This is a genomic window from Thauera sp. 2A1, assembly GCF_009469595.2.
GTDB lineage: Bacteria > Pseudomonadota > Gammaproteobacteria > Burkholderiales > Rhodocyclaceae > Thauera.
Genome location: NZ_SSXV01000002.1, coordinates 283914 through 307495, shown reverse-complemented (window position 1 = coordinate 307495; position 23582 = coordinate 283914). Strand labels below are relative to the sequence as shown.

At 63.5% G+C, this 23582-nt stretch carries 31 protein-coding genes; 5 read left to right on the top strand and 26 right to left on the bottom strand.

Going from position 1 to position 23582, the window contains the following annotated elements; translation table 11 throughout:
* Nucleotides 1-2: 2 nt before the first annotated feature.
* The 17 genes from GH664_RS03505 to GH664_RS03425 all read right to left on the bottom strand — a co-directional run bounded on the left by GH664_RS03505 (nt 3) and on the right by GH664_RS03425 (nt 13569).
* On the bottom strand, nt 3-2708 hold the full coding sequence (locus GH664_RS03505; protein ID WP_153166737.1) for a phage tail protein: 2706 nt from the start codon (nt 2706-2708) through the stop codon (nt 3-5).
* A complete protein-coding gene (locus GH664_RS03500) occupies nt 2708-3349 on the bottom strand; it encodes a DUF6441 family protein (RefSeq protein ID WP_153166736.1) in 642 nt (213 codons plus the stop codon). Before GH664_RS03500 ends, GH664_RS03505 begins: the two co-directional genes overlap by 1 nt.
* A 3-nt stretch (nt 3350-3352) precedes the next feature.
* On the bottom strand, nt 3353-3508 hold the full coding sequence (locus GH664_RS03495) for a hypothetical protein (protein ID WP_009521710.1): 156 nt from the start codon (nt 3506-3508) through the stop codon (nt 3353-3355).
* A 29-nt stretch (nt 3509-3537) separates the two neighbouring features.
* On the bottom strand, nt 3538-3939 hold the full coding sequence (locus GH664_RS03490) for a hypothetical protein (RefSeq protein WP_153166735.1): 402 nt from the start codon (nt 3937-3939) through the stop codon (nt 3538-3540).
* Nucleotides 3939-4691 carry a hypothetical protein gene (locus GH664_RS03485; RefSeq protein ID WP_056931665.1) on the bottom strand — a complete coding sequence of 251 codons (753 nt, stop codon included), beginning with the start codon at nt 4689-4691 and terminating at the stop codon, nt 3939-3941. The genes GH664_RS03490 and GH664_RS03485 overlap by 1 nt, the downstream gene beginning before the upstream one ends.
* A gap of 2 nt (nt 4692-4693) precedes the next feature.
* Nucleotides 4694-4897, bottom strand: a complete 204-nt coding sequence (locus GH664_RS03480) for a hypothetical protein (protein ID WP_082306638.1) — start codon at nt 4895-4897, stop codon at nt 4694-4696.
* Nucleotides 4898-4901: 4 nt separating this feature from the next.
* On the bottom strand, nt 4902-5327 hold the full coding sequence (locus GH664_RS03475) for a hypothetical protein (RefSeq protein WP_153166734.1): 426 nt from the start codon (nt 5325-5327) through the stop codon (nt 4902-4904).
* Between the two features lie 10 nt (nt 5328-5337).
* Complete coding sequence (locus tag GH664_RS03470; RefSeq protein WP_153166733.1) at nt 5338-5616, bottom strand: hypothetical protein; 279 nt, start codon at nt 5614-5616, stop codon at nt 5338-5340.
* Nucleotides 5616-6638, bottom strand: coding sequence for a major capsid protein (locus tag GH664_RS03465; protein ID WP_020200538.1), 1023 nt, complete (start codon nt 6636-6638; stop codon nt 5616-5618). The genes GH664_RS03470 and GH664_RS03465 overlap by 1 nt, the downstream gene beginning before the upstream one ends.
* A 74-nt stretch (nt 6639-6712) precedes the next feature.
* Nucleotides 6713-7090: a head decoration protein gene (locus tag GH664_RS03460; RefSeq protein WP_153166732.1), complete on the bottom strand. Its 378-nt coding sequence runs from the start codon at nt 7088-7090 to the stop codon at nt 6713-6715.
* 3 nt (nt 7091-7093) lie between these two features.
* Nucleotides 7094-8401 carry a S49 family peptidase gene (locus GH664_RS03455; protein ID WP_153166731.1) on the bottom strand — a complete coding sequence of 436 codons (1308 nt, stop codon included), beginning with the start codon at nt 8399-8401 and terminating at the stop codon, nt 7094-7096.
* A gap of 1 nt (nt 8402) precedes the next feature.
* A complete protein-coding gene (locus GH664_RS03450; protein WP_228111362.1) occupies nt 8403-9899 on the bottom strand; it encodes a phage portal protein in 1497 nt (498 codons plus the stop codon).
* Between the two features lie 38 nt (nt 9900-9937).
* Nucleotides 9938-10159, bottom strand: coding sequence for a phage head-tail joining protein (locus GH664_RS03445; RefSeq protein ID WP_009521720.1), 222 nt, complete (start codon nt 10157-10159; stop codon nt 9938-9940).
* A complete protein-coding gene (locus GH664_RS03440; RefSeq protein ID WP_009521721.1) occupies nt 10159-10551 on the bottom strand; it encodes a hypothetical protein in 393 nt (130 codons plus the stop codon). The genes GH664_RS03445 and GH664_RS03440 overlap by 1 nt, the downstream gene beginning before the upstream one ends.
* The gene (locus GH664_RS03435) at nt 10551-11042 is read right to left on the bottom strand and encodes a hypothetical protein (protein ID WP_009521722.1); all 492 of its coding nucleotides are present in this window, start codon (nt 11040-11042) and stop codon (nt 10551-10553) included. The genes GH664_RS03440 and GH664_RS03435 overlap by 1 nt, the downstream gene beginning before the upstream one ends.
* 17 nt (nt 11043-11059) lie before the next feature.
* Nucleotides 11060-13015 (bottom strand): phage terminase large subunit family protein, encoded by a 1956-nt coding sequence (locus tag GH664_RS03430; RefSeq protein ID WP_228111361.1) that lies wholly within the window; start codon nt 13013-13015, stop codon nt 11060-11062.
* 5 nt (nt 13016-13020) lie between these two features.
* Entirely contained in the window at nt 13021-13569 is a 549-nt protein-coding gene (locus tag GH664_RS03425) for a hypothetical protein (protein WP_029043081.1), read from the bottom strand.
* A 117-nt stretch (nt 13570-13686) separates the two neighbouring features.
* Here GH664_RS03425 and GH664_RS03420 point away from each other — a divergent pair, with 117 nt between their 5' ends.
* From GH664_RS03420 to GH664_RS03400, 5 genes are all read left to right on the top strand, one after another.
* On the top strand, nt 13687-13884 hold the full coding sequence (locus GH664_RS03420) for a hypothetical protein (RefSeq protein WP_123237499.1): 198 nt from the start codon (nt 13687-13689) through the stop codon (nt 13882-13884).
* Between the two features lie 94 nt (nt 13885-13978).
* Complete coding sequence (locus GH664_RS03415; RefSeq protein ID WP_153166728.1) at nt 13979-14542, top strand: DUF3489 domain-containing protein; 564 nt, start codon at nt 13979-13981, stop codon at nt 14540-14542.
* 129 nt (nt 14543-14671) lie between these two features.
* Nucleotides 14672-15031: a hypothetical protein gene (locus tag GH664_RS03410; RefSeq protein WP_023113935.1), complete on the top strand. Its 360-nt coding sequence runs from the start codon at nt 14672-14674 to the stop codon at nt 15029-15031.
* A 97-nt stretch (nt 15032-15128) separates the two neighbouring features.
* Complete coding sequence (locus tag GH664_RS03405) at nt 15129-15491, top strand: hypothetical protein (RefSeq protein WP_153166727.1); 363 nt, start codon at nt 15129-15131, stop codon at nt 15489-15491.
* Complete coding sequence (locus GH664_RS03400) at nt 15491-15715, top strand: hypothetical protein (protein WP_153166726.1); 225 nt, start codon at nt 15491-15493, stop codon at nt 15713-15715. The genes GH664_RS03405 and GH664_RS03400 overlap by 1 nt, the downstream gene beginning before the upstream one ends.
* On the opposite strand, the gene GH664_RS03395 is transcribed toward GH664_RS03400, so the two are convergent.
* The 9 genes from GH664_RS03395 to GH664_RS03355 all read right to left on the bottom strand — a co-directional run bounded on the left by GH664_RS03395 (nt 15675) and on the right by GH664_RS03355 (nt 23580).
* Entirely contained in the window at nt 15675-16916 is a 1242-nt protein-coding gene (locus GH664_RS03395) for a site-specific DNA-methyltransferase (protein WP_153166725.1), read from the bottom strand. The two genes, GH664_RS03400 and GH664_RS03395, sit on opposite strands and share 41 nt — an antisense overlap.
* Nucleotides 16913-18346, bottom strand: a complete 1434-nt coding sequence (locus GH664_RS03390; protein ID WP_153166724.1) for a site-specific DNA-methyltransferase — start codon at nt 18344-18346, stop codon at nt 16913-16915. Before GH664_RS03390 ends, GH664_RS03395 begins: the two co-directional genes overlap by 4 nt.
* 328 nt (nt 18347-18674) lie before the next feature.
* Entirely contained in the window at nt 18675-19061 is a 387-nt protein-coding gene (locus tag GH664_RS03385; RefSeq protein ID WP_088862016.1) for a DUF6362 family protein, read from the bottom strand.
* On the bottom strand, nt 19054-19257 hold the full coding sequence (locus GH664_RS03380) for a hypothetical protein (protein WP_153166723.1): 204 nt from the start codon (nt 19255-19257) through the stop codon (nt 19054-19056). Before GH664_RS03380 ends, GH664_RS03385 begins: the two co-directional genes overlap by 8 nt.
* A gap of 1 nt (nt 19258) precedes the next feature.
* The gene (locus GH664_RS03375) at nt 19259-19723 is read right to left on the bottom strand and encodes a crossover junction endodeoxyribonuclease RuvC (protein WP_020200559.1); all 465 of its coding nucleotides are present in this window, start codon (nt 19721-19723) and stop codon (nt 19259-19261) included.
* A gap of 126 nt (nt 19724-19849) precedes the next feature.
* A complete protein-coding gene (locus GH664_RS03370; protein WP_153166722.1) occupies nt 19850-22141 on the bottom strand; it encodes a phage/plasmid primase, P4 family in 2292 nt (763 codons plus the stop codon).
* Entirely contained in the window at nt 22134-22361 is a 228-nt protein-coding gene (locus GH664_RS03365; RefSeq protein ID WP_123237489.1) for a helix-turn-helix domain-containing protein, read from the bottom strand. Before GH664_RS03365 ends, GH664_RS03370 begins: the two co-directional genes overlap by 8 nt.
* Nucleotides 22358-23095 (bottom strand): hypothetical protein, encoded by a 738-nt coding sequence (locus GH664_RS03360; RefSeq protein WP_153166721.1) that lies wholly within the window; start codon nt 23093-23095, stop codon nt 22358-22360. The genes GH664_RS03365 and GH664_RS03360 overlap by 4 nt, the downstream gene beginning before the upstream one ends.
* On the bottom strand, nt 23092-23580 hold the full coding sequence (locus GH664_RS03355; RefSeq protein ID WP_153166720.1) for a DUF6511 domain-containing protein: 489 nt from the start codon (nt 23578-23580) through the stop codon (nt 23092-23094). The genes GH664_RS03360 and GH664_RS03355 overlap by 4 nt, the downstream gene beginning before the upstream one ends.
* Nucleotides 23581-23582: the final 2 nt, after the last annotated feature.

Genomic DNA, 23582 nt, shown 5'->3' with positions numbered 1-23582 from the left:
ATTTACCCTTGCAGCGCCGCACGGATGGCCCGTGCATTGCGCCCGATGATGTTGACGATGACTTTCTCTCCGGCAGGCGACTGCAGGTGGTCGTGGGTCACACCCGGATCGACCGCGTTGACGATGCGCACGGCCTGATTCATCTGCGGCTGCGCGGGCGGCACTTTCACCTCCGGTACCAGCCCGCCCGCTGCGAAGGCCAATTCGCCGCCCTTGAAACGTGGACCTGCCGACAAGCCGTTGAGCGAATCGAGGAAGGCCACACCGACCTGGCGCACGGCGGCCGCCCGCACCACGTACTCGCCTGCGGACAGACGCGCCGGGATCGAATCCGAGGTGGCGCTACCCGGCCCGGAGACCAGGCCGCCTCCCGCGAACTTCTTGATTCCACCCAAGAGCGCCATCACAGCGGCGACCATGGCTACCATCGCGGCCACCGCGAGTGCCGGGCCAACGTAGGGAATGGAAGCCTGCGACGCCGCCGCCCCAGCTCCCGCCTTGGCCGCATCCATCGACACCACGGCGGTGGTTTCGGTGGTCTTTTGGGCGACCTTGGCGGCGCTGGCCGCCGCATCGACGGTCTGCTCCTGCTGGATGAAACCGAGCTTGAGCGCCAGCATCCGAGCCTGCATGGCGATCCACTGCTGAAACGGCTGGATCACGATCTGCTGCAGGAAAGCGTCGGCCACCTGCTGGAAGATGCTCGCCAAGGCACTGCGCCAGGTCTGCGCGCCGGTGATCATCCCGTTGAGCGCACCGCCGAAGCTCTCGCCGATGCGATTCCACAGCGGGACCATTTCATCGACCGTGAGCCGGGTGCGATCCAACTCGTTGCGCCACGCCTGCACGCGAATCACCGCATCCGGACCGATGGCCTGCGCAGCTTGCTGCATGGTCGGCAACAAGCGCTCCATCTCGGTGGCCGATTGCTGCTGCAGGGTCACAATCTGCTGGCGAGCCTGCGCTTCGGTCAGTAGCCCAGCCTGTTGCTGGGTCTGGATGGCCTCCTGCGCATTGCGCAGACGCTCGGTGACCTGCCGCCATTGGGCTTCGAGCGCCGCCAGATTGGCCTGTGCAGCCTTCACATTGATCAGCCGATCAATGAGCGACACGCCGTCGGCATCGCTTTCTGCCGCCAGTCGCGCCCGTAGATCGCGGTAGCTGCGCTCGATAGCAGCTTGCCGGTCGGCATCTGTGGCCGTGCCTGTGATCTGTGCCAGTTCCTCACGCGCCTGCGCCAAGGCATCGGTCAGCTCACGCTCTGCTTGCGCTGCCTTGCGCGCATTGGCCTGCTCGATGTCCGTGCGCCTGTTGTTGAGCGTGATCAGGTCGGCTTCCGCCTTGGCGACCTCGGCCTTGGCTTTCAGGCGGTCGTTTTCCGATTTGCCCGTGGTGGCGACTTGCTGACCGCGGGCCAGCTCCTGCTGCTTGCGCGCGATCTCGGCTTCGACCTCGCGCTGTTCGAGGGCATTTTTCTGCGTGTAGTAATCGCGCACCGATACCAGACGGTCTTCGAGCGCAGCATCCAGCGCAGTTTGTTGCCGGTTCAGACCGTCCTTGAGCAGCGCGAACTCGGCGTCCAGCTGCGCTTTCATCAGCGTGGTTTGCGCGCCGGTCGTGTCCTGCGCAGGCTTGACGGCTTTGGGTTTGGTCAGGCGTTGAAGCAGTTCCGGATCGGCCTGGATCTTGGGTGCCTTGACCTCGATGGGCTTTGGGTCGAACAGGCTGTCACGGAAGGACGCCAGTTCATCCAGCCGTTTGACCAGATTGCCTTTGAGGTCGGCAATGATGGCCTTGGCCCCATCGGTGTTGCCCTTGAGCGCTTCCACAGCGGCGGCGACACCCGCGCCAATGGCTTCGCCCAAGGCGACGAAGGCCTTGCCGACCGTGGCGGCACCGAGCGCCAGGGTCTTGAGCACCAGCACCACGCCATCCAGGATCGCGCGCAGCGTCCCGCCTAGCTTGGCCGACTCGACCATGCCACCGGCCATGTCATTCAGGGCGGGCAGCAAGGACGCGATGATCTGATTGCCGATGCTCTGGGTGGCCAGATGCAGTTTGTCGAGCGCATCGTTGAAGTTGCCCGCCTGCGCAGCAGTCTCACTACTCATCTGCACGCCGAGCGCCTGCATTTCGGCAGCCAGTTCGTTGATGCCGTCGCGCCCCTGGTTGAGGAACGGGATCAGCTCGGCCCCCGACTTGCCGAACAGTTGTACTGCCAGCGCGGTTTTCTCCGCTCCATCGGGCATGGCTTTGAAGCGTTCGGCCAAATCCAGCAGCACCTGATCGGTGGCGCGCAGGGTGCCGTCCTGGTTCTTGAACTCGACGCCCACCGCAGAGAATCCGCGAGCGGCATCTTCCGACCCGGTCGCAGCCTCCAGCATCGTGGTGGAGAGCTTGCGCAGCCCCTTCTCGAACGATTCGCCCGACACACCGGACTGCTCGGCTGCCGGTTTCCACACCGACAGGGTCTCGACGCTGACGCCAACACGCTGCGACATCTCGTCGAGTGCGTCGCCGGTATTGATGGCCGATTTCACCATCGCGGTCAGGCCCGCCACTGAGACAGCCACACCGAGGTTGGCCAGCACACCGTTGACGCTCTTGGCCGTATCGGTGAGTCCGCCCAGACCCCGCTTGATCGAGTCGAAGGCGGTCTTGGTCTGGTCGACGGCACTGATCAGGATTTGGGCACGATTGCTTGCCATCAGAATTTGTCCAGTTCTTGTTGAATCGCGCGAGCCAAGGCTGGCAAGGCACGCTGCACCCCGCCCGCCAGATTCAGCCGCCGCTTGAGATCGACGCGCTTGACCAGTACGGCGATGGGAATCTCCTGACCGCGCTTGATCTGTTTCGCGCCAGTACGACCACGCTCGGCACGCTTGAAGCGGCCCAGCTGCCCGGCGTTCTCTTTGATGTTCTCGGCCATCAGCAACACGCGACCGTTCTTCTCGATGAAGAAGGCATTGCCTGAGCGCATCAGGCCATCGATGACCGCCTTGAAGCGCTTGGGGCCGATACGACCGGGCAGCAGCGGAATCAGCAGATTGCCGCTCACCGTGCCGCCTTTTTCGTGCAGACCGAGCCACGGGATCTTGCTGCCCACCAGCAAGGCAGGCAGTTGTTCGGGCTTCTTGTCGAACACCTTCACGCCCATCGAGGAGATGAAGCTGTTGCGTTTGACGGTGAAGGCGCTGCGCATCTCGGATCGCGCAGCGTCACGCACCTCACGCCCACCCGATTGCATGCCCTTGGCGACGGCGGCGTGGATGGCGCGACGCCGCTCGCTGCTCCACGCCGCCAACTGGCGCGGGTCCAGCAAGCCGGTGGTGGTGAGCGAGAGGCGCATGGGTCAGTCCTTGAGCAGATCGCGTTGCAGTTGTTCGATGCCACGCTTCTCGCCCTGGGCTGCCACGGCATGAATGCCGAGCAGCTGGGCAAGTTGCTGCCGTTCGATCTGTCCGTCGGCATCCAGAAAGGCTTGCGCCTGAGTGAGCGTGTAGGCCATCACGTCGCCCAGGCGGTGCCCGGCGTGGATCAGGCGGGCGACGGCACTGTCCCAGCCGAGGTCGTCAGTGAGCGCAGCGTCGGCGCGAGTCGCTGGGCCGCGCCCTGAATCGCCGGGACGACGTGCGCCACGAAAAAATCCGCGTTCACCTCGAACACGGCGGCGGCTAGTTGCACGGCGTCCTCCAGCGACAGGTCGTTGATCCACGCGCGTTCACGCCGGGTGGTGATCGCCAGCAAATCCAGCACGGCATCGCCGTGCCGTCCCAGCAGCGCCATCCAGTCCGGATCGCTGGTGATCTCCTCGACCAGCGGGCGCACCACGGCCAGCAGCCGTGGCAACTCACCCAGCCGGATCGGCATCAGTTCCAGCGCGGTACCAGACAGCGTCAAGACCACAGGCTCAGGGGGGAAGGTCTTGAAGCCGTCCATCACAGCAGCACCAGACGTCCGAACTGACCGAGATCACCACCGACCGGCTTGGTCAGATCCGCCAGCACTTGGCCCGAAAGCTCGAACTTCAGCAGTTCGTCCGTGATGATCGAGAGTTCCTTGGCCGGGTTGATGGCCACGCGGTAGAGGTCGATCACCACCTCGCGGTTGCCGTCGGCGGTGTTGAGCCCTTCGAAGCGAATCCATCGCTCGGGCAAGGGCTGGGTGAACATCGCCGTGCTCTGCGCCGCGCCATAGGCGTAATCGACGGTGAACGGCTCGGTGTACGGGCCGCCCGACGTGGCATCCAGCACCACCAGTGAACCGTGCTTGGCATTGACGCTGTACTGGCTGGCCGGGAGCGTCTTTGGCGTGGCATCTGAGTCCTGGATCTGCACCGCCGACACGTTTTGCATGGTCAACGGATACAGACTGCCCGGGGTGACAGGGTTGGGCAGTAGTTCGCCAGTTACCGTGCCGGGGGTGATCGTGGTCGTGGTGCCGTAGAGCGCGAGCGCCAAGTTGGTAGCGATCAGCTCTTCCAACGTGCAGGCGAACTCACCTTTCTTGGTCTTGATGAGCTGGAGGTCAGTCAGGCGCTGACCCGACTGCGCTTCCTGGTGCTCGATGGTGTCCACCGACAGCGACACCTTCAGCTCGGGCACGTTGCCGACGAAGGTCAGTCCTGCTGGATTGCCGAGGTCATCGCGTGCGCCGATGTAGACGCGGCCTTGTCCGGAAAAGTAAGCCATGTTCAGTCTCCTTGGGTGGCTGCAGTTGTGGAAACGCCGGACGTGGCATCACGGCGGGTGGGTTTGGAATCGGTGGCTGGGGTGGCCGCTTTGGCCGTGCCTTGTGTGATCAGCCAACGGGCGCTGGCGTCATTCAGATCAAGGCGATCACCCACGGCGAGGCGCTTGCCTGCGTGGGTATGGGGTTTCAGTAGTTCGATGTGCATGGGTTCATCCTGTTTGGGTGAGGTCGATGGCATGGGTGCGGTAGCGGATCTCGTAGCGGGCGGGCAGCGCGACGGCCCCGGCGTCGGCGTCGTCGAACTCCCATTCGCAGTCGATCTCGCGCACGGCGATGGCCAGACCGCCCAGATTCGGGTCGGCGAGCATTGCCGCGTGGGCAGCGACCAGCGCCTGGTCGGCGACGTCGAAGGCATCCGCACCGCGTGCCACCACGGCAAGCCGGACGATCAGCATCCGGTCGACCAGGTGGTTGGCGTGGGCGGTAATGCTGTCGCCATCGACGAACAGCAGCAGCGCTGGACTGACCTCGCGGGTGACCGGCACGGCAGGCATGCGCAGCACCGGCGTCGGGGCAATCGCAGATGCCAAGCGCGTGACGATCTCCCGCAAGACGCGCTCGCGGACGGAATTCATGGGGAGTTCCTCAGTGTTGGGAGAGCGAGGCGCGACGCTCTGTGCCATCGCCGATGGCGCGCACGTCGCGCACCTGATAGGTGTTGCCTGCCACCTCGACCGTGTCCCCGACTGCCAGCGTCAGCCAGGACGCCGGGTAGTCGATCTGGTAGTCCCGCGACAGTGCAAAACCATCCAGCACGGTTTCATCCGGGGCACGGAAGGCGCAGTGCACGGTGGTGCCCGCCACCGTGACGGCGGTCAGCAGTCCGGCATTGCGAGCCGCCTCGTACAACGTCGCGACATCCATCAGGCCGCCACGAGCTTGATCAGCACACCCGGGCGGTGGCACATCGGCAGCGGGTTCGATTGCGTGTGCAGATCAGTGCCCCGGTCGAATTTGCGCGGCTCCTGCTTGGCATACAGCGGCTGGCCGATGGTGTTCACGGTCTCGTTGAAGTCCGCTGGCGCGAAGTAGGTCGCGAAGGTATCCACCGTGCCGACCGGGAAGGCATGGGCTTCCCCTGCGGCAATGAAGCGGCGCGACCCCAGCGTGCCGTCGGCCTGCACAAAGGACGCCTGGCCGCGGTATTCCTCGAAGGTGATGCCGCTGTAGCTGAAGCCCGAGCGCATGTCGTTGATCAGCACTGCGCCCTGCTGCCAGTTCTGGTAGGCGGTCTTGACCTCCTTGTGGGTGGTCAGTGCCCGGAAGAACTCGGTCGAGCACAGCACATGCACGCCGGTCGAGAACTCGCCGGTGAGCCCATCTTCCATGAGGCCCAGCAACTCGAGGCAGGCAGTCTTGATTTGCCCGTTGTCGGCCGCCGTCGAAAACTCGAAGGACACCGATTGCGCAGTGATGTCGAACTCGTCGAACAGATCGACGAGTTCACTGCCGTCGGCGTCGAGGATCTTGCCCTTGAGCGCGCCCATGCGCAGATGCTCCAGGGTGATCGCGTGCTTGTTGCGCATGGTCTCCAGATGACGGGCCATGACACCGCCAATGGCTTCCATCTCGGTTTCGGACCCGAAGGCGCGCAGACCTTGCACCTCCTCGGGCAGCACCACGTCGTCGTGGGGGATGTGCGGGATCACGAAGGAGCGCAGGTTGCGCTTGCCACGTTCACCCACCGTGCCGGGCGAACCAGGCGCCCGGGTGGGCAGCAGATTCAGACGACCGGCGTACTCCTCGACGATGATCTGCCGGGTGCGCACCGGCTTGGCCGGGAACAGGTTGAGTTGCTCCAGCCGCCCATAGCGGTTGGGCAGGAGGTTGATGGCGGCCGTCAGGCTGGCCATCGAAAAGCCGGGGTTTTCAAAAGGGTTCTGCATTTGGGATCTCCAGAAATGACGAAACCCGCCAGCGGCGGGTTTTGGGGGGAGTGAAACGGAGCGTTGGAAGTGGGTCAGGCGCTATCGCGGGCCAGGACTCCACGTTCTGAGAGTTGCTTGATGGCAGCCACTTTGTGCGCAGTGCTGATGCCTGTCGGCCAGACCAATGCGCCGCGCGCGACGATGGCGTGGCGGGCGATCAGGATCGCGTCCTCACGGTCGATCAGCGTCGCATCGACGTCATTGCCGAGCACGCCAACGGCGGTTTCCGTGCCGTCCGAGGCGCTCGGGTCGAGGGCCTTGAGCTTGGCGGTAGCCGTTTCGCGACCCACCACGGTGCCCAGCGACAGGCTCTGTGCGGCCGCGACGGTGTCCTGGTCACGCGAGTAGAGATTCGGCGCTTCGTACTTCAACAGGTCGCCGAGATTCTTGGGTTGAGAGACAGTGGGCATGGCTTACTCCTTGGCGGTGAGTTTCTTGACGGCAGCGACCACCGGACTGTTTTCCGGGTGCTGGCTGGTTCCTGCATCGGCGGTGATGCGCGAGGCAATTTCGGGTTGGTCGGCACGGGCGTCGAGCAGGGCGCGGCGCACCTGCGCTTCCGAGAAGCCTGCTGCAAGGAATTCCGCCGTGCGTTGGGACTGGCCCGCGATCAGGCACATCTCTGCAATGGCCTGTGCTTGGCCGCGCCCGCTGGCGAAGGACTGCGCCAATGCGGCTTGGGCAGCAGGCGTCGGTTGCGAATCGCTGTCGGTCTGCGGCTGGTCGCCCTGTGGGGCGGTGTCGGCCGGATCGCTCGGGTTTTCGTGGTCGTCTTTGGGGTCGGTCATGGTGTTCTCCAGGGTGAAAGGTTTGCATCGGGGCGGGTTTGAAATGGATTGAGTGGACAGGCTTCGCGGCGAGGCGCGGGCCACGCCAGGCTGCGCCAACCGCTGCTTGGCCGCCAACGCGTCGGTGAACTCGGTCATCACCGCATCAAACGGCATCACCGCGTCTGCGAGGCCTACTGCCACCGCCTGCTCGCCGTAGAACAGCCCCGCCTCGGTGGCGCGCACGGCATCCGGATCGATGCCGCGCATCTCTCCGACCTGATTCACGAAGATGTCGTAGAGGCGATCCACCTCGGTCTGCAACGCGGTGGTGGCCTGGGGGGTGAGTGGCTCGTGCGGGGAGAAATCGTTCTTGTGGCTGCCTGCGAAGACAGCGGTGTAGTTCAGGCCGTCTTTGGCGTCCTTCACCGACTGGTCGACGTGCAGCGCGATCACGCCAATCGACCCGACGCCAGCGGTCTGCGACAGCGTCAGGCGCTGGCAGGCAGCCGCGATGGCAAAAGCCGCCGAGTACGCGGCATCGTTGGCGTGCGCCCAGATCGGCTTGATGGTGCTGGCAGCGCGGATGCGCTCGGCCAACTCAAATACACCCGAGGCCTCGCCGCCGGGCGAGTCCAGATCGAGCAGGATGCCCGCCACCTGTGGGTCGGCCAGCGCGGCGTCCAGTCGGGCTTCGATCTCGCCGTAGGACATCAGGCCAGAGGCGGCTTCGATACCCATCGAACGTCTGACCAGCGTGCCGACCACCGGGATGACGGCAATGCCCGCCTGACCCGATGTGGCGCTTTGGCGCGGCATGGGCAGCGGCATTGCCATGTCCAGATCGGGCAAGCCGATGCGGGAACCCAACACGGAGAGGATCACGTTGAGTTTGGGACGCGCAATGAGGAGCGGCGTCCCGTAGAGGCGGGACGCCAGATGAACGAGTTGCATGTCAGTTGTCCTGTTGGTCTTGCGGCACGGTCACCGTGGCGGCCGCATTCATGGGAGCGCCCAATGTCGATGGTTGGGGCGCTTTGTCGTGGCGCGGGTCGGAGTCAAAGACCAGACCGAGCGCATCGGCGCGCTGGTTGTCGGCGGCGATCTCGCGGTCGATGTCCTCGGCGTCGTAGCCGAAGGCCGAGATGGCTTCCGAGCGAGACAGCAGCCCGGCGCGAATGGCGGTCAGCATCGCGTCGAATTCCTTCTTGGGATCGACCCACTGCCAACCCTGTGGAATCCATTTGGCCGCGAAGTAGTCGCGCTTCTTCTCGGTGAACTGCGGCAGCGCCAGCGCGCCTTCAAGTAGCGCTTGCTCCATCCAGGCACGCCAGATTGGGCGGCACAGCTGGTGGACGATCACGCCGTGCTGGATGGCCTCACAGCGGCGGCGAAACTCCAGCAGCCCGGCCCGGATCGACGAGTAGTTCACTTGCGTCAGGTCTCCGGTCAGCATCTCGTAGGTGATGCCCATCGCCGCTGCCACCGCCCGGAACTGCATGCGCAGGAATTCGGCGTAGCTCGCGCCAACGTCGACAGGCTGACTGAACTTCACGTCCTCGCCGGGCTCCAGGATCTGCATCGTGCCCGGCTCCAGCCCGGCCAATGCCGCACCGCTGGCATCCGGCAAGCCTTCACCCATCAGGTTGTCTTCAGGTGACAGGCGCGTGATGAAGCCCGCGAACATCGCGGCGGTTTTCTTGCGCACGAGCTCGGCGTCGTCGTACTGGTCGAGTTCGTTGAGCTTGACCAGTGCACGCGCCAGCCACGGTTCGCCCCGGATCTGTCCAGGCCGCAAGGGACGAAACAGGTGGATGATTTCGCTGGCTGGAACACGCACTGTGTCGACACCGCCCACCACGCCACCGGTGCCTGACATCGGGGCCAGTGAGCCATCACCCGGATGCGAGCGATACAGGTGGTAAGCCACCCGCCGTCCGAGCTTGTCGAACTCGATGCCCGCACGGATCACGTTTCCCGAAGCCAACTCCTGATTCAGCGTGGCTGGCAGATGTTCGGGTTCGAGCAACTGCAACTGCAGACCCACCGGCAGGCCATCCTCCGGGCGGCGATAGCGAAGCCGCACCAGACATTCCCCGCCTTCGAGCATGGCGCGACAGGCCAAGGCCTGCAGGCCGTAGAAATCGGTCAGTCCGGCGGCATCGGCCTCCTCGCACCAGTCCCACCACAGGCTGTGGATCGCTTCGCGCAGGGGCTGATCGGCCAGCATGCTCTGCGGCTTGATGCCGGTGCCGATGGCGTTCGAGACAAAGGCTTCAACGCCTGCCGCAGCCCAGGCATTGCGGCGTACCAGATCGCGGCTCTTGGCGCGCAATTCGTTCTGGGTGAACGCCAGTGCTGCGACTGCACCGGGATTGCCGACCTGCCACGCCAATGCGCGACGGCCGCCACCGATCCCGTCATAGAACGGGGAGCCGCCAAGCAGACTCATGCCGACGCGTCTACGCATTCGGTCAAACCATTGCATGTTCAGAACCCTTTGCCGGTGGTGACCCGGATCTGGCGTGGCGCGCCAGGCCACAGCCCGGTGTCCACGGCCTGCTCGAAGAGGTCGCGCTTGACCGCCGCAATGGCGGCCTGGAGTTCATCGACGCTGCGGTACTCGACGGTCTTGTCGCCAAAAGTCACGCGCTTTTCGCCCTTGACCAGCGCCGCTTCCAGTGCGTCGAGGTGTGCTTGTGTGTAGGCCATCAGCGGAACACCGTAAGGTTGATTTCGGAGGAGTCATCGAACGATGCGGACGTGGTGGCGCAACTGACGTCGACGTACTGGGCGGTCTTCTGGTCGGCGCTGGATCGCACGATGGCAATGCGCTGCGTGCCGCTGTTGGTGCTGCTGCGGGCAAGCGCCGTCCAGCAATAGTTGGCGTCGGGCATGGCAACGGTGAAGGTCACGCGGTAGCGACCCGCCGCCGTCCGGGTCACGCTGGCCACGTTGTGCGATGCGCGCACGACGACCTGCGTGCCGACATAGCCGAAACACACCCACGCCCGGGCCACGCCGGGGTGGGTGGCATCGATCTTGGTCTTGACCTCGAGCCCGACACGACTGGCCAGCGCACTGATGCGCGATGCGAGGCTCATCAGACCAGCGCACCCACAAAGACCGCGACGAAGTCTGTGTCGGTATTGCCGACATCGGTGGCTGCGACGGCTCCGATGTTGCTGCGTGCCTGTAGTTGCTCGGCCACGGTCAGCGACTGCGCCGCATCGAAGCGCACACGGTTGTTGACGGCGGCGAGCAGCGCATCCAGGCCACTGGTGCCGTTCTGCAGCAGTTGCTGGATTTCCACCAGCGTGTCGTAGGCGGCATCGGCACCGCCCAAAATTTCGGTCTTGAGCGCATCAAGCAGCGAGACGATCTTGTTGGACGAGTACGTGGTCGTAGCCGCGACGTGCGCATCGTCGATCACCGCCGACGACACCACGGCGGCTTTCAGTTCGTTGATGGCCGCGACCAGATTTGACTTGTCGGTGGTGGTGAGGTTGGCCAGGTTGCCTGCCTTGGCGCGGACGTCGTTGAATTCCTGCGCGACGCGGATGACCAGGCTTTCGATACGGGTAGCAAGACTCATGTTTTCTCCTTGAGGTGTCAGGACAGCCAGCGGCTTTTGATCACGCGCCGACCGGTGTTACGGTTGCCAGAAACAGCGAGGCCACCGCGTTGGGTGGCCTCGTTGATCGATTCAGTAGGTGTTTCAAGGGCTGGCGGACTGGCCAGCCCCAGTTGTCGCTCCAGTTCCCGCCAGTGACGTTCCTCGAAGCGATCCAGACCCGCCGCCGATGCAGCCGCGCGGGCGTAGACGTAGCAGTCGAGCGCCTCATTGCGCTCACGCATCTTTTGCCACTCACGCACCGGGAAGCCGTTGCGGTCGCGGCGGGTGATCAGTTGTTCCGCGCAGAGTTGCTGGATGAACTCAGCGTCGATCTTGGGCAGATGGACGAACCCGGCCGGGAACACCGTGGTCAATCCGTCCTCGCCAACATCTGCGCTCTTGCGCAGGTTGTTGTAGAACTCGAGCTTGGCGATGCTGACCGCCACCGTGTACACCTTGATGCCCCGGCGCAGCTTCTTGCCACCCTGCGAGACATCGATGGCGGTCGGCGTGCCGATCAAGGCTGCACCGCGAGGCACCCCCTTGACCGCCATCACACGCGAATCGCGGCAAGCCCGCACAAAGGCGTAGGCCTCCTGCGTCGCAAAGCCGGTATCCAAGGCAAAGCGCACCAGCGGAATCGCCGCGCCGGAGGCGTGTGTCCAGGTCTCGGCCAGCATTTCAGCGAGGCGCTTCCACACCGTGTCGCGGGCGGTGTCACCCATCAGCACGCGGTGCTCGACCAGCCAGGACTCCTTGCCGCGCCCAAAGGCCCAGACCGACGCCTCGATGCGATCCTTCTGTACGTCGGCCGCGCCGACCAAGAGCAGGCCGCCTTGCGGCACCGTGCCGACGCGGTAGTCCTCTCGGCGCTCGACCAGCCTTTGCCAGTCCGGTGCTTCGCCTTCCTCGACCCAGGTTTCACCCAACTCGGTGTTCTTGAAGGTCTTGATGGCGGCGGCCGATCCCGACTCTTTACTGACTGCGGCTTCCCACGCAGCGGCGATCTCCCGCCACGAGCGCCAGCCCACCGGGCTGTACAGCGATGACAGGTGAAAGCCTGCCGTCTTGCCCGTGCCATCGGTGATCATCGCGCGCCACTCGCCGTGCTCCAGCATCCACGTCTTGTGGTGCTCGGCAATGGCGGTGTCACATGACTCGCAGATGTAGGCAGCTGTCTCCGGTTGCCCTTTGTCCCAACGCAGCTGCTCGAAACGCAGCCACTGCCGATGCGAGCAATGCGGACACGGCACGAAGTAGCGACGTTGGTCACTGGCCTCGTACTCGCGCTCGATAGCCGACGCACCTGAGATCGTCGGTGTCGAGACGATGAAGATCTTGCGCCGCGCGAAGGTGCGTGTACGCGCCTCGGCCAGCGAGATCGCATCGCCTTCACCCTCGACGTCCAACGGATAGCCGTCGACCTCGTCGAGGAACAGATACCGCACCGGCATCGAGCGCAGCCCGACCGCGCTGTTGGCCCCGGTCATCACCAGCACGCCACCCCGGAACTCCTTGGCCAGGATGGTGTTGCCGGAATCCCGGCTGCGCGCCGGTACAATCAGTTCAGCCAGTGCGGACGACTCCTCGATCAGCGGATCGATCCGCTGCTTGGAGTTGCGCTTGGCCATCTCCACTGTCGGCCACACCGCCATCATTGGCCCGGGTGCGTGATGGATCACATAGCCGATCCAGTTCGATCCCATCTCGGTCGCGCCAAGCTGTGCCGCCTTCATGAACACCACGCGCTCGACCGGCGAGGTCGGCGACAGGCAGTCCATGATTGCTTTCAGGTACGGCGTGCGACTGGTACGCCAGCGCCCCGGTTCGGCAGAGGCCTTGCTGGAGAGCATCCTATGGCGATCCGACCATTCGGACACGGTGAGCAGCGGGTCGGGAGTCAGTCCTTCGCGCCACGCGCGTTCAATCTCGGCAGCGCCTTCGTAGTCCATGTTCATCAATCCACCCTCGGGCGCATCTCGCCCAGTTCCTGCAGGTGCTCACGCACCGCCGCCTCCAAGGCGATGTGCATCGTGTGAGGATCGACGCCGAGCTTGGCTGCCATCTGTGCCGAGATGCGTGCGGGCCAGTTGAGCCAGGCATCGCGTTCGGATCGCGCCAGCTTGAAGACATGGGCGATGGCCTGCGGCCGATCCACCAGCTCGCCCTTGAGTCGGGCCAGACGCACCTTGTTGGTTTGCGCCTTGACCACTTCGTTGACCGTCCGCGCTTGCAACAAGGACGTGCCACCTGCTGCGGATGTTGCCAATGAGGCTGCTTGCCCGTCTCCTGTGGCCCCGCTGGATTCCTGGACGGCGACCTTGACCGCGCGGGTGGCCGTGCCATTGCGCGGTGCATCGGAATTGCGCGCCCACTCGCGGTCGACGCGCTCGGCATCAATCGTTCCGTCTGCCTCTGGCGTGATCCGCCCAGCAGCGATGGCCTTGCGCACCGCTGCATCGGACACCCCTCGGTGGCGTGCGTAGGCACGAATCGAAATACCCATATTTCCCCTTCGGGGCACCTTCAATCATTTGTTCGTCATTCCTTCGGATTGAGCTTGGCTTCCATCTGGAACAGCGCGTTCATACGTTCGTCATCAACACCATGAAAGGACACGGACATGAGCAAGCTCGAACAACTCCTGACCCAGATCGCGCAAAACAAGCTGGGCATCGAAACCCTGGAAACCCGCCGCTCGGACAGCCTCGATTTCCACGATGTAGCGGTCTGGTGCCTACGCGATGCGCTTGAAGCCGCCTTCAACGCGGGTCTCGAGCAGGGACGCAATGCCAACCTGTCAGACAAGGCCAACACCTGATTGCGAAGCAAAGAAGCCAAGCAGAAAGCGCTTGGCTTCACTTGGGAACAGCGCGTTCATCACATCACCATCCACCACATCGAAGGAGCAAGACATGATCACCGCCCAACTCACCCCTGCCCAGCACGCGATCCTGGCCCACGCGATTGAACACACCAGCGGCAAGATCGACTGGTTCCCCGACAACATCAAAGGCGGCGCACGCAAGAAGGTGCTCGACGGACTTTTCAACCGTGCATTGATCACCAGCGACGGCACCGACTGGTTTGTCGCTGCGGAGGGCTATGACGCCCTGGGCATTCCGCGCCCCGGATTGAACAAGAAGCGCGTCGGTCAATTCGAAGCCAATCTCGACCGGATCATCGCCAACGCTGAAGGCGCGCCTGCGGCCGCGATCGATCCCGAACTGGAAGCCGTCGTAACCGCCGCCGAAGCAACGTGGGTCAAGCCACGCACCCGCGAGAACAGCAAGCAGGCCGAAGTGATCCGGATGCTGCAACGCCCCGAGGGCGCAACCATCGGCCAGATCTGCAGCGCCACCGGTTGGCAGGCGCACACGGTACGCGGCACCTTCGCCGGAGCCTTCAAGAAAAAACTTGGCCTGACCATCGTCTCGGACAAGCCGCAGGGTGGCGAGCGGATCTACCGCATCGCATGAAAACGAGCACAGCGAGTTTCGGCGATGCCAAAAAGATGGCGAGAGGAGCCATGAATAGCTTGGCTTCTCTCCCCACCAGCGCGTTCATACAGATGTCGTGATTGACGACGCCATACTAGGAAAACCGCCATGAGCACCATGACCATCACCATCGAACGCACCCCACGCACTCTGCAGTTCGCAGGCCAAAGCCTCCAGGTCGAAGAGTTGAGCATCCGCCTACCGTTTGCACGCAAACCTGCCGACCTCGGCGAACTGGGCGGGAGCGACCAGCACAAGGTCTACGTCACCGAGACCAAGGAGCTCACCCCTGCCGAATTCGACGCCTTTGGGCGCAGCCTGCTGGTGTCACGCGACTGGCTGCGTGGCAAGGGTGGCGGCACTGGCGACGGCTACCTCTGCGTCGAGGTCACTGCTCCCGGACGCCCTTACCTCTACGTCAATCCCGAGGGCGGTGATTACGCCCGCTACGTAGCCCGTCTCGGGTAAGCGAAATTGATCGAGAAAGAAGCCAGGAACAGCTTGGCTTCTCAATCGAACAGCGCGTTACTACAGGTGTCGCAACGATCAACCCGGAGAAGACACCATGACCACCAACCAGATCACCACCACCCAGAACGAAGCCTGGGGTTTCTGGGGCACGATGAACGAACACGCCAGCGCCGCATGGCCCCTGGCCATGAACGCCATTTCGGACGCCACCCACCAGCCCCTCGAATCGGTGCGGACCTTCCTCGACAGTCGCCACGGACGCCACTTTGCCGACGACGTCCAGAACGGCTTGTACCAAGGCCAAGCCTTGCAGGATGCGATCAAGGCCGCCACCCAACGTTGGATGGGCTGGACGATTGGCCGCCAGACCAGCAAGCAGTACGGCATCCCGCGCGGCCTGCCTTACCTGACAGGCTTTGTGATCCACTGCGAAATCTGCGAAGAGATGGCTGCCTGATGAAAACGCCCGCCACCGAACGGGAGCAGGCGCTGCGTTGGCTGATTGCCAACCGGCGTCCAGACGTCTCCATCGAGCAGGCCGTGCGCGTCATGTGCATGGCACTGCCGCGCGATCTCACCACCATGCAGATCCTGCGGCGCGTCGCCGCGGAAGAAGAGGCCAAGCAGCCCGGCCAGCCATTCAACTGGTGCACAATTCCTGGTCTGCTGCCTCGCGGATAGCCGTCTGGCCGGTGAAGTCCTCCCACCGGCGCACGATCACATCCACGTACTTCGGATCGAGTTCGATCAGCCGCGCGACGCGACCTGACTTTTCGGCCGCAATCAACGTTGTGCCAGAACCACCGAACGGATCGAGCACCACGTTACCCGGGCGGCTCGAATTGCGGATGGCTCGCTCGACCAGCTCCACCGGCTTCATCGTCGGATGCAGATCGTTCTTCTGCGGCTTCTTGATAGCCCACACATCGCCCTGATCGCGGTCACCACACCAGTGGCGTTGCGCACCCTCGGGCCATCCGTACAAGATCGGTTCGTACTGGCGCTGGTAGTCGGCACGGCCCAGCGTGAAGGTGTTCTTGGCCCAGATGATGAACGTCGACCACTTTCCACCGGCGGCGCGAAAGGCGGCCTGCAGCACATCCAGCTCGCTGGATGACATCGCTACATAGATGCCGCCCCGGCAGTTCGCCACGGTGGGCGTCAATGCTGCAAGCAGGAAGTCGTAGAAACCGTCACCCAGGTTGTCGTTGAGGATCGCGCGATCCTTGCCGCGCATCTTGTCCTTGGCGCTGTTGGCGTAGTTCACGTTGTACGGCGGGTCGGTGAAGACCATGTCTGCCATGTCGCCTTGCATCAGCCGGGCATAGCTCTCTGCCACGGTCGAGTCGCCGCACAGCAGTCGGTGCTGGCCCATGATCCAGACATCGCCCGGGCGCGATATTGGAATTTCGCCAACCTCCGGTACCGCGTCCTCATCGGTCTGGCCCTCGTTGTCCGGCTCGTCGCCCGCGATCAGTTCGGCCAGCGCGTCGGCGTCGAAGCCGGTGATGTCCAGATCGAAACCTTCCAGCTGCAAAGCCTCAAGTTCGATCCGCAACATCGCGTCATCCCAGCCAGCGTTCTCCGCAATGCGGTTGTCTGCGATGACCAAGGCGCGGCGCTGGGTCGGGCTCAGGTGATCCAGTACGACCACGGGCACGATTTCCAGCCCGAGTTTCTGCGCAGCGGCCAAGCGGCCATGCCCAGCGACGATGATGCCGTCACTGCCTGCAAGGATCGGATTGGTGAAGCCAAACTCGGCAATCGATGCGGCGATCTGCGCCACCTGATCATCCGAGTGAGTCCGCGCATTGCGGGCATAGGGCAGCAGTTTGGCTGTCGGCCACTGCTCGATCTTGTCTGCCAACCAGGACGCGCTCATTGTTCTACCTCCGTGGTCGCCAGCCGTTCTGTGGCCACGTCGTCGAAGGACTGGCCCGATTTGATTCCACAGCCTGCGATGAGCGTGACCGGCACGCCGGGGTGGTTTTGCTGAAAACGCTTGATGGCCACGTCCACGTACTCCGGCGCAATTTCCACACTGCGGCAGATACGACCAGTGCGTTGCGCGGCCAGCATCGTCGTACCACTGCCGCCGAAGGGCTCGAACACGACGTCACCCGAATCGGTGTAAGCCTCAATGGCAAACTCAGGCAATGCGACCGGGAACACGGCCGGGTGATCAATGTCCTGCCCAATCTTGCCCTTGTGGCGCATCACGCGAATCACCGAATCGGGGATGCGGGTGTCCTGCGTCGGCTGACCCTTGTGCGTCCAGCCGCCGACCTCGCCATCCTTACCACGCATCGCTGTGGACGACCCGTCAGCGCGCAGGTGCGATTCCTGGCCCGCGTGCTTGCAAGGAACAATCTTGTTGGGTTTGCGGGTGCTGCGATTGAAGTGGAAAACAAACTCGAAGCTGGGAGCCAATCGGCCCTGCCAGTCGCCGGGCATGCCTGGCCCCTGATCCCAGACGTACCACGCGAAGCGCCGCCACCCTAGCTGACGCATCCAGGACAGCCAGCCGTCCCAATAGGGGATGACTTCGTTGTCGCGGTGGAGCAGCCCAAGATTGACCAGCACCTGTCCGTCGCCAGCCATCGGCAGATGTGCGAACACACCGCGCATCAGGACATCCCAATCGGCAATGCCGCCGGAGGTGTAGTCTCGCTGGTTGCCATACGGCGGCGAGGTGAAGCAAAGCTGCGCGGTGTCACCCTGCATCAGCGTGGCGACCACGGCTGGGTCGGTGGCGTCGCCACAGATCAACCGGTGCGAGCCGATGGCCCAGACATCTCCCTCGCGCGACACCGCCACCACTGGCGTGTCAGGTACGTCATCGGTCGTATCGGGTTCATCGGCGTCTACACCATCCTGCGCCGCAGGTTCTGCTTCGGTGGGCGTGGCATCTGCCAGCAGCGCATCGATCTCGATGTTCTCGAAGCCGGTCAGCGCCAGTTCGAAACCCGCTTCGGAAAGCTCCGCCAGTTCGAGCGCCAACATCTCCTCATCCCAGCCAGCGTCAAGCGCCAGCCGGTTGTCGGCGATGACCAAGGCGCGCTTTTGCGCGGTGGTGAGATGGGCCAGTTCGATCACCGGCACCTGATCCAGCCCCAGCTTGCGTGCAGCAGCCAAACGACCGTGGCCGGCGATGATGCCGTTGTCGCCATCAACTAGTACCGGGTTCGTCCAGCCATATTCGACGATGCTGGCGGCGATCTTGGTGATCTGCGCATCGGAATGTGTGCGCGGATTGCGGGCGTAGGGAATCAGCGCCTCGACCTTGCGGTACTCGACGTTGAGCGTATTCAAAGAGGGTGTCCTGAAAATAGAAAACCCGCCGACGACAACCGTGGGCGGGTTTTGGGGTTGGTGCGAACTGACGGGGTGCGAACTGCGAACCGTGCGAACCTTGGTTCGCACCTTGACGCTAAAAAAGCGCCGCGCTGTCGCCCCCCGCATTGGTTTTTGGCCAGGAAGGACCCGTTGATTTCTGGGCTGCTTCCTCTGCCGTCACCTCTGTCCAGACGATAAATGAATACTACGCAAGATCAGGTCGTTTTGTTGCAGGGGCAAAAACCGCTGATTGCCGCGTGATGGCGCACATCCCCGACCATACGCGCCAAATCACGCCAAAACCCTACGCAACCACCACACCATTAAGTTGATCTGCGACCGTCTGCAATGCCCGCTGCCAATGCCGCCATGCCGTCGTGCGGTCGCAGGCAAAGCGGATCGTGATGTCCCGCCAGCCATAGCGCTTCGCGCGCATCCAGACGAGATGACGTTGCTCGATGGTGAGCCACTGCACCCAGCGCATGACCTCCAGCATTCGTTCAATCGCCTCTGGACTCGGCGGAAAGGATCGGTACACCCTCTCGTCCGCTGCAAAGGTCTCCCATTCGCTTCGGACAATGGCGGGCCAGCAGTTGAAGTAACCCTGCACTCGAACAGGAGGCAACCGTCGACTGGTGCTTGCGGCCTCTTCAAACCGAGCAGCAACGTCCTCGATAGTCCACTTAGTCATTGCGTCGCCCTCCGTAGAGCCGGTCACCGATGCGTCGCACGATCTCGCGCTCGATGAAATCCAGACGTTCGTCGGATGCGTTGACCACCAGGATTTGTTGGTCACGCCAGCCACGTTCCTTGATCGCATCCAGATCCGTGGCCTGAGGTTGCAGACGACCGAGGGGGCAGCGGTATTGGGGTGTCGGCACCTTCATGTCACACCTCCTGCGTCTCGACAGCCCAGTGCAGCAAGGCCAGGGCGTCGGCTTCGTTGTCGTCGACTGGGGTGTGACCACGCAGGCGGACGGACGCGATCATGTCGTCCTTGCCCGCATTGCCCTTGCCGGTCGCGTGCTTCTTGATCGTGCCGACTGGAACACCCTGGTAAGGGATGTTGTGATGCTCACACCACGCGGTCAGGTGTCCCATGAAGCCACCGTAGGCGTGCGCCGCATCAACGCCAGCGTGCCGTCGAACCTCCTCGAAGAACACCGCGTTGATGTGGTTGCTGGCCGAGAGCAATTCGTTGAGCCAGCGCTTGAAACGGAGGAAACGCATGCCGCCTCCTTCAAATCGCTGCGGCTTGAAGTGCTCCGTGCCGCTGGTGATAGTGCCGTCCAGGTGCTGCAAAGCCCACCCGGTGTGTGTGCCCAGATCAAGGGCCAAGATTGTCGTGTTCATCGTCGTACTCCAGTTCGGGGGGCGAGTGACGGATGCGACGGGTTCTTTGGAAAACAGCCTTTACGTGCGCGCACGCGTAGCGCGTCAATCAGGAAACCCGTCAAATCCGTCACTCGCCCGGATTGCTCAGTCATCTCGGTAGGGGTAGCCATGGCTATACGGCTTGGGCCTGAGGGCTATGCCCGTGATCCCACGTGCGCCCCCGGTCAGCCGACACTTCTCGAACTTGCGGGCCGCCATCAGTTCGGAGAAGCGCTTGACCGAGCCCACGTACTCACCCGCGCGCTCAGCCCATTCACGCCAGTCGGCGAACAATTCGGAAACGCCTTCACGGTGGGTCTTGGCCAGCAGGCAACGCTCTTCGATCCACTGCCCGAGCGCGTCCTCGGCCTCGAAATACTCCTCAGTCGCCGACACCACACTGGCGGGTGGCTTCAGTCCTTGGCGTTGCCAAAGGCTGCAGCCCTCGACCGCCCACGCCAGAATGCCGTCCCGTTCCTTGAGCAGCTTTTCCGTCAGCCTGCCGTCACGCCGCTCGGGCGGGATCGTCACCGTGAACGGGATCAGGTGCAGCCGCCGCTTCATCGCCTCATCCACGTTGCGGATCGATGGCTTGTGGTTGCCTGCGATCACCAACTTGAACTGCGGCACGTACTCGAAGAAGTCCTGGCGCATGAATCGTGCGGAAACCTTGTCGCCACCGGTGATGGCCTTGACCTTGGATTCGTTCCAACGCCGACCCTGTTCGGTTTCGATGGATGACACAAAGCGTGCGCCGCGCAGGCCCGCCAGATCGGTCGGATGTCGGTCGGTGCGCGCCTCCATGAACGTGTCCATCGGCGCGTTGGCCGCGTAGTCGCCCAAGATGGTGGTCAGGACGTTGACAAACACCGACTTGCCGTTCGCGCCGGTCCCGTACAGGAAGAACAGCGCGTGCTCGCTGGTCACGCCCGTCAGGCAGTAGCCAACCATCAGTTGCAGGTAGGCAATCAGTTCAGCGTCACCGCCTGTGACGTCGGCCAGGAATGCGCGCCACGTCGGACTGTCGCCCTGCGGTGTGGCCGTGGTCACCTTGGTCATCCGATCATCGCGCCGGTGCGGTCGCATACGGCCCGTGCGCAGATCAACCACACCGCCTGGTGAGTTGAGCGCCCAGACGTCGGCATCCCACTCCTCGGCGGTGGAAGCGTGCTTGGGATCGGAGCGTGCGATTTTCTCGACGGACGAGATCGTGGCGGAGCTGGCCAGCTTGCCTGTGAGCCGAGGGCTGTCCGCCTTGAGTGACGCCATCCGGCAGATACCACGCGCCAGATGAGACACATAGAGCACCTGATCCGGATTCCAGCGCACGCCGGTCCAGACCAGCCATTTGCCCCAAAGCGCGCAGTAGCTCCAGTCCTCGCCATAGCGGCGTGTGAAGGCCGAGGACAAGCCGTCCTCCGTAGTCCAGTCGACACCGGTCAGCAGATCCGGTGGTGGCGTCTCCTCGACCGAGCGCATCACCGGCATCCGCTCGCCGACGGCGAGGAAGCCCCTCACATCGAAGCCGTCCGGAATGGCGTCAGCCGCATCCCATCCTTCCGGCTTGTCATCGGGTGGCACCAGGATGGCGACCGTGGTCGCACCCGCGTTAAGGATTGCTTGCGATGCACGGTCAGCGTAATCCCAGCCTGGCGCGTCCCGGTCAGGCCAGATCAGCACGGATTTGCCCACCAGCGGCGACCAGTCGGTCTTATCGACGGGAGCGTTTGCGCCATGCATGGCCGTGGTTGCCACCACGCCGATGGCGATCAGGGCCTGCGCACACTTCTCGCCCTCGACCAGCACAACGTGACCAGCGGCAGCCAGCCCCGGCTGGTTGTACAGCGGGCGCGGATCGGGCGGAGTCATCTTGCGCCGCTTGGCATCCCACGGCCGGAATTCCTTCTTGCGCCCGGGTGGGTCGTAGCGGTACACGACCGCAATCAGTTTGCCGGTGGCATCGAAGTAGTCCCACTTGGCCGTGGCCGGGCCGAGATCATCAACCGGAGCTTCCTTCTTGGCGCGGCGAACCGGCACTGATCGCGAACGACCGAGCAGATCAGCTGCCTCGTCGAGCACCCGGGGAAAGTCGGTGTGGACGTTGGCCCCGAGGTAGGCTGCGATCAAGGCAAAGATGTCACCGCCATCGCCCGTGGCACGATCCGTCCAGAGACCAGCCTTGTCGCCTTCGAGTACCACCTCAAGGCTGTCGCCCGGGCTGCCCAGGATGTCCCCGATCAGAAACTTGCCACGACGCTTCTTTCCTGCCGGAAACATCGTGGTCAGGACTGATTCCATGCGTGCGATCAGTTCAGTGCGAATCTCGTCCCGCTCGCTGTCATTGACGTTGCGCCGGCCCGTTTCTCCCGGTGGTGATGTGTCATTGAAATCAAGCATCGGCACCACCCTCGTGTGACGTCTGCTGCGCAGCGATCCAGGCTTCCAGCTCGTTAGGTTTGAAGCGAACCAGTTTGCCGACGCGGTAATGCGGAATGCGACGCTCCTTTCGCTCCTTGGCTTGAGAGAGCCAATACGACGGCAGATTGAACATCAGTGCAGCCTGGCGCACGTCGATCAGCTGCTCGCCCAGTACGTAATTCAAATTCGAGGTATTCATGCTTGTGTCCTCCAGCAGCGGTCTTGCCACGCGCACATCCGGCATTCAAAGTGGGTCGAGTCATGGAAGGCGCGCGGCAGGAGCTCTCCCGCCTCGGTCGCCGTGATGACCTTGACCGCCCGATCCGACATGCGTTGGGCCAGTGCTGCGTCAAAGGGCACGAGCTCGGTGTAGATCTCCATCGTGTCGGCGTTGAGTGCCGTGAAGATCGCCGGGTGCTCGTGCAGTTCGAGATAGGCTTGGTAGATCGCCACTTGCGCGGCGTAGACGGGCTTGGAGAGAGTCAGGCCCTTGTTGTCCAGATCGCTCCAGGACTTGTTGCCGAGACACTTACATTCCCAGAGCGCGGGATAGGCGAAGCCCTCGGGGCCGCCGACGATGACGCCGTCGATGTGGCCCTGCAGGCGGCCATCGGCCACCGAGAAACCGAACTGCTCGCCGTCGGCCTTGCGGGTGCGCAGGTCAAAGCCCGCGTCCCGGAGCCACGCGACCATGCAGTCCTCCATGACGTGACCGCGTTCGAAGATCCGCAGCATTCGGCCCGGGGTGTCACGCCCGTGGTCGATGGGTGCCTTGGCGTACTCGAACTGCAGCGCTCGCTCGCAGGCCACTCCGAGGCGCGAGGCCCCGAGGTACTGGCGCTCGGACTGGCGGGCGCGAGCCTGCTGCAGGCCCGTGTCCACCAGGGTGGTGACCTGACCCGAGATGCTCGATGAGGAGTTGAAGTCGATCATGGCTTCTTCCCCTTCGGCTCTTCCCAGGGCAGGTCGTCCTCCAGATCCGCGAACGGGTTGGCCAGAGGGTCGGGCGCAGGCGTCATGCCGCGTACCGGTGGGTACTTGCTCGCCTCGTGGTGCGTGACCATTGCCTCGGTGTAGCAAGTGACGATGGCGTCGATCACTTGCAGCGCCTCGGCTTCGGAGTAGTCGCCCAGCGGCTTGGTGAAGCCAATCTCGCCCGCAGCCTCGCCGAAGGCCTTGAGGCACTTCTTCATCGCGGCCAGTTCGACATCAGATGGATCGATCATGGCGACCTCCGTACTGTCGACGCGACCTTCCTTGACCCGCAGCCAGTTGCCGTACAGCGCATGAAACGCGTTTTGGCAGCGTTGTGAGCAGAACACCCAGTCGATGGGATAGCGCCGGGGATGGCCGACACCGTGACGGTTGTCGGTGTGGCCGAATCCCCGGGCCTGTCGTTTGCAGACCCAGCATTTCATCG

Excerpts from the sequence above, each read along its gene's own strand:
- GH664_RS03425 (WP_029043081.1), bottom strand. The coding sequence starts at position 13,569 with ATGGGTATTTCGATTCGTGCCTACGCACGCCACCGAGGGGTGTCCGAT.
- GH664_RS03385 (WP_088862016.1), bottom strand. The coding sequence starts at position 19,061 with ATGACTAAGTGGACTATCGAGGACGTTGCTGCTCGGTTTGAAGAGGCC.
- GH664_RS03360 (WP_153166721.1), bottom strand. The coding sequence starts at position 23,095 with ATGATCGACTTCAACTCCTCATCGAGCATCTCGGGTCAGGTCACCACC.
- GH664_RS03490 (WP_153166735.1), bottom strand. The coding sequence starts at position 3,939 with ATGGACGGCTTCAAGACCTTCCCCCCTGAGCCTGTGGTCTTGACGCTG.
- GH664_RS03455 (WP_153166731.1), bottom strand. The coding sequence starts at position 8,401 with ATGCAACTCGTTCATCTGGCGTCCCGCCTCTACGGGACGCCGCTCCTC.
- GH664_RS03365 (WP_123237489.1), bottom strand. The coding sequence starts at position 22,361 with ATGAATACCTCGAATTTGAATTACGTACTGGGCGAGCAGCTGATCGAC.
- GH664_RS03380 (WP_153166723.1), bottom strand. The coding sequence starts at position 19,257 with ATGAAGGTGCCGACACCCCAATACCGCTGCCCCCTCGGTCGTCTGCAA.
- GH664_RS03395 (WP_153166725.1), bottom strand. The coding sequence starts at position 16,916 with ATGAGCGCGTCCTGGTTGGCAGACAAGATCGAGCAGTGGCCGACAGCC.
- GH664_RS03470 (WP_153166733.1), bottom strand. The coding sequence starts at position 5,616 with ATGGATGTCGCGACGTTGTACGAGGCGGCTCGCAATGCCGGACTGCTG.
- GH664_RS03505 (WP_153166737.1), bottom strand. The coding sequence starts at position 2,708 with ATGGCAAGCAATCGTGCCCAAATCCTGATCAGTGCCGTCGACCAGACC.
- GH664_RS03410 (WP_023113935.1), top strand. The coding sequence starts at position 14,672 with ATGAGCACCATGACCATCACCATCGAACGCACCCCACGCACTCTGCAG.
- GH664_RS03435 (WP_009521722.1), bottom strand. The coding sequence starts at position 11,042 with ATGAGTCTTGCTACCCGTATCGAAAGCCTGGTCATCCGCGTCGCGCAG.
- GH664_RS03355 (WP_153166720.1), bottom strand. The coding sequence starts at position 23,580 with ATGAAATGCTGGGTCTGCAAACGACAGGCCCGGGGATTCGGCCACACC.
- GH664_RS03465 (WP_020200538.1), bottom strand. The coding sequence starts at position 6,638 with ATGCAGAACCCTTTTGAAAACCCCGGCTTTTCGATGGCCAGCCTGACG.
- GH664_RS03440 (WP_009521721.1), bottom strand. The coding sequence starts at position 10,551 with ATGAGCCTCGCATCGCGCATCAGTGCGCTGGCCAGTCGTGTCGGGCTC.
- GH664_RS03420 (WP_123237499.1), top strand. The coding sequence starts at position 13,687 with ATGAGCAAGCTCGAACAACTCCTGACCCAGATCGCGCAAAACAAGCTG.
- GH664_RS03485 (WP_056931665.1), bottom strand. The coding sequence starts at position 4,691 with ATGGCTTACTTTTCCGGACAAGGCCGCGTCTACATCGGCGCACGCGAT.
- GH664_RS03405 (WP_153166727.1), top strand. The coding sequence starts at position 15,129 with ATGACCACCAACCAGATCACCACCACCCAGAACGAAGCCTGGGGTTTC.
- GH664_RS03475 (WP_153166734.1), bottom strand. The coding sequence starts at position 5,327 with ATGAATTCCGTCCGCGAGCGCGTCTTGCGGGAGATCGTCACGCGCTTG.
- GH664_RS03370 (WP_153166722.1), bottom strand. The coding sequence starts at position 22,141 with ATGCTTGATTTCAATGACACATCACCACCGGGAGAAACGGGCCGGCGC.
- GH664_RS03450 (WP_228111362.1), bottom strand. The coding sequence starts at position 9,899 with ATGAGTCTGCTTGGCGGCTCCCCGTTCTATGACGGGATCGGTGGCGGC.
- GH664_RS03495 (WP_009521710.1), bottom strand. The coding sequence starts at position 3,508 with ATGGCCTACACGCTCACTCAGGCGCAAGCCTTTCTGGATGCCGACGGA.
- GH664_RS03445 (WP_009521720.1), bottom strand. The coding sequence starts at position 10,159 with ATGGCCTACACACAAGCACACCTCGACGCACTGGAAGCGGCGCTGGTC.
- GH664_RS03375 (WP_020200559.1), bottom strand. The coding sequence starts at position 19,723 with ATGAACACGACAATCTTGGCCCTTGATCTGGGCACACACACCGGGTGG.
- GH664_RS03415 (WP_153166728.1), top strand. The coding sequence starts at position 13,979 with ATGATCACCGCCCAACTCACCCCTGCCCAGCACGCGATCCTGGCCCAC.
- GH664_RS03480 (WP_082306638.1), bottom strand. The coding sequence starts at position 4,897 with ATGCACATCGAACTACTGAAACCCCATACCCACGCAGGCAAGCGCCTC.
- GH664_RS03400 (WP_153166726.1), top strand. The coding sequence starts at position 15,491 with ATGAAAACGCCCGCCACCGAACGGGAGCAGGCGCTGCGTTGGCTGATT.
- GH664_RS03500 (WP_153166736.1), bottom strand. The coding sequence starts at position 3,349 with ATGCGCCTCTCGCTCACCACCACCGGCTTGCTGGACCCGCGCCAGTTG.
- GH664_RS03430 (WP_228111361.1), bottom strand. The coding sequence starts at position 13,015 with ATGGACTACGAAGGCGCTGCCGAGATTGAACGCGCGTGGCGCGAAGGA.
- GH664_RS03460 (WP_153166732.1), bottom strand. The coding sequence starts at position 7,090 with ATGCCCACTGTCTCTCAACCCAAGAATCTCGGCGACCTGTTGAAGTAC.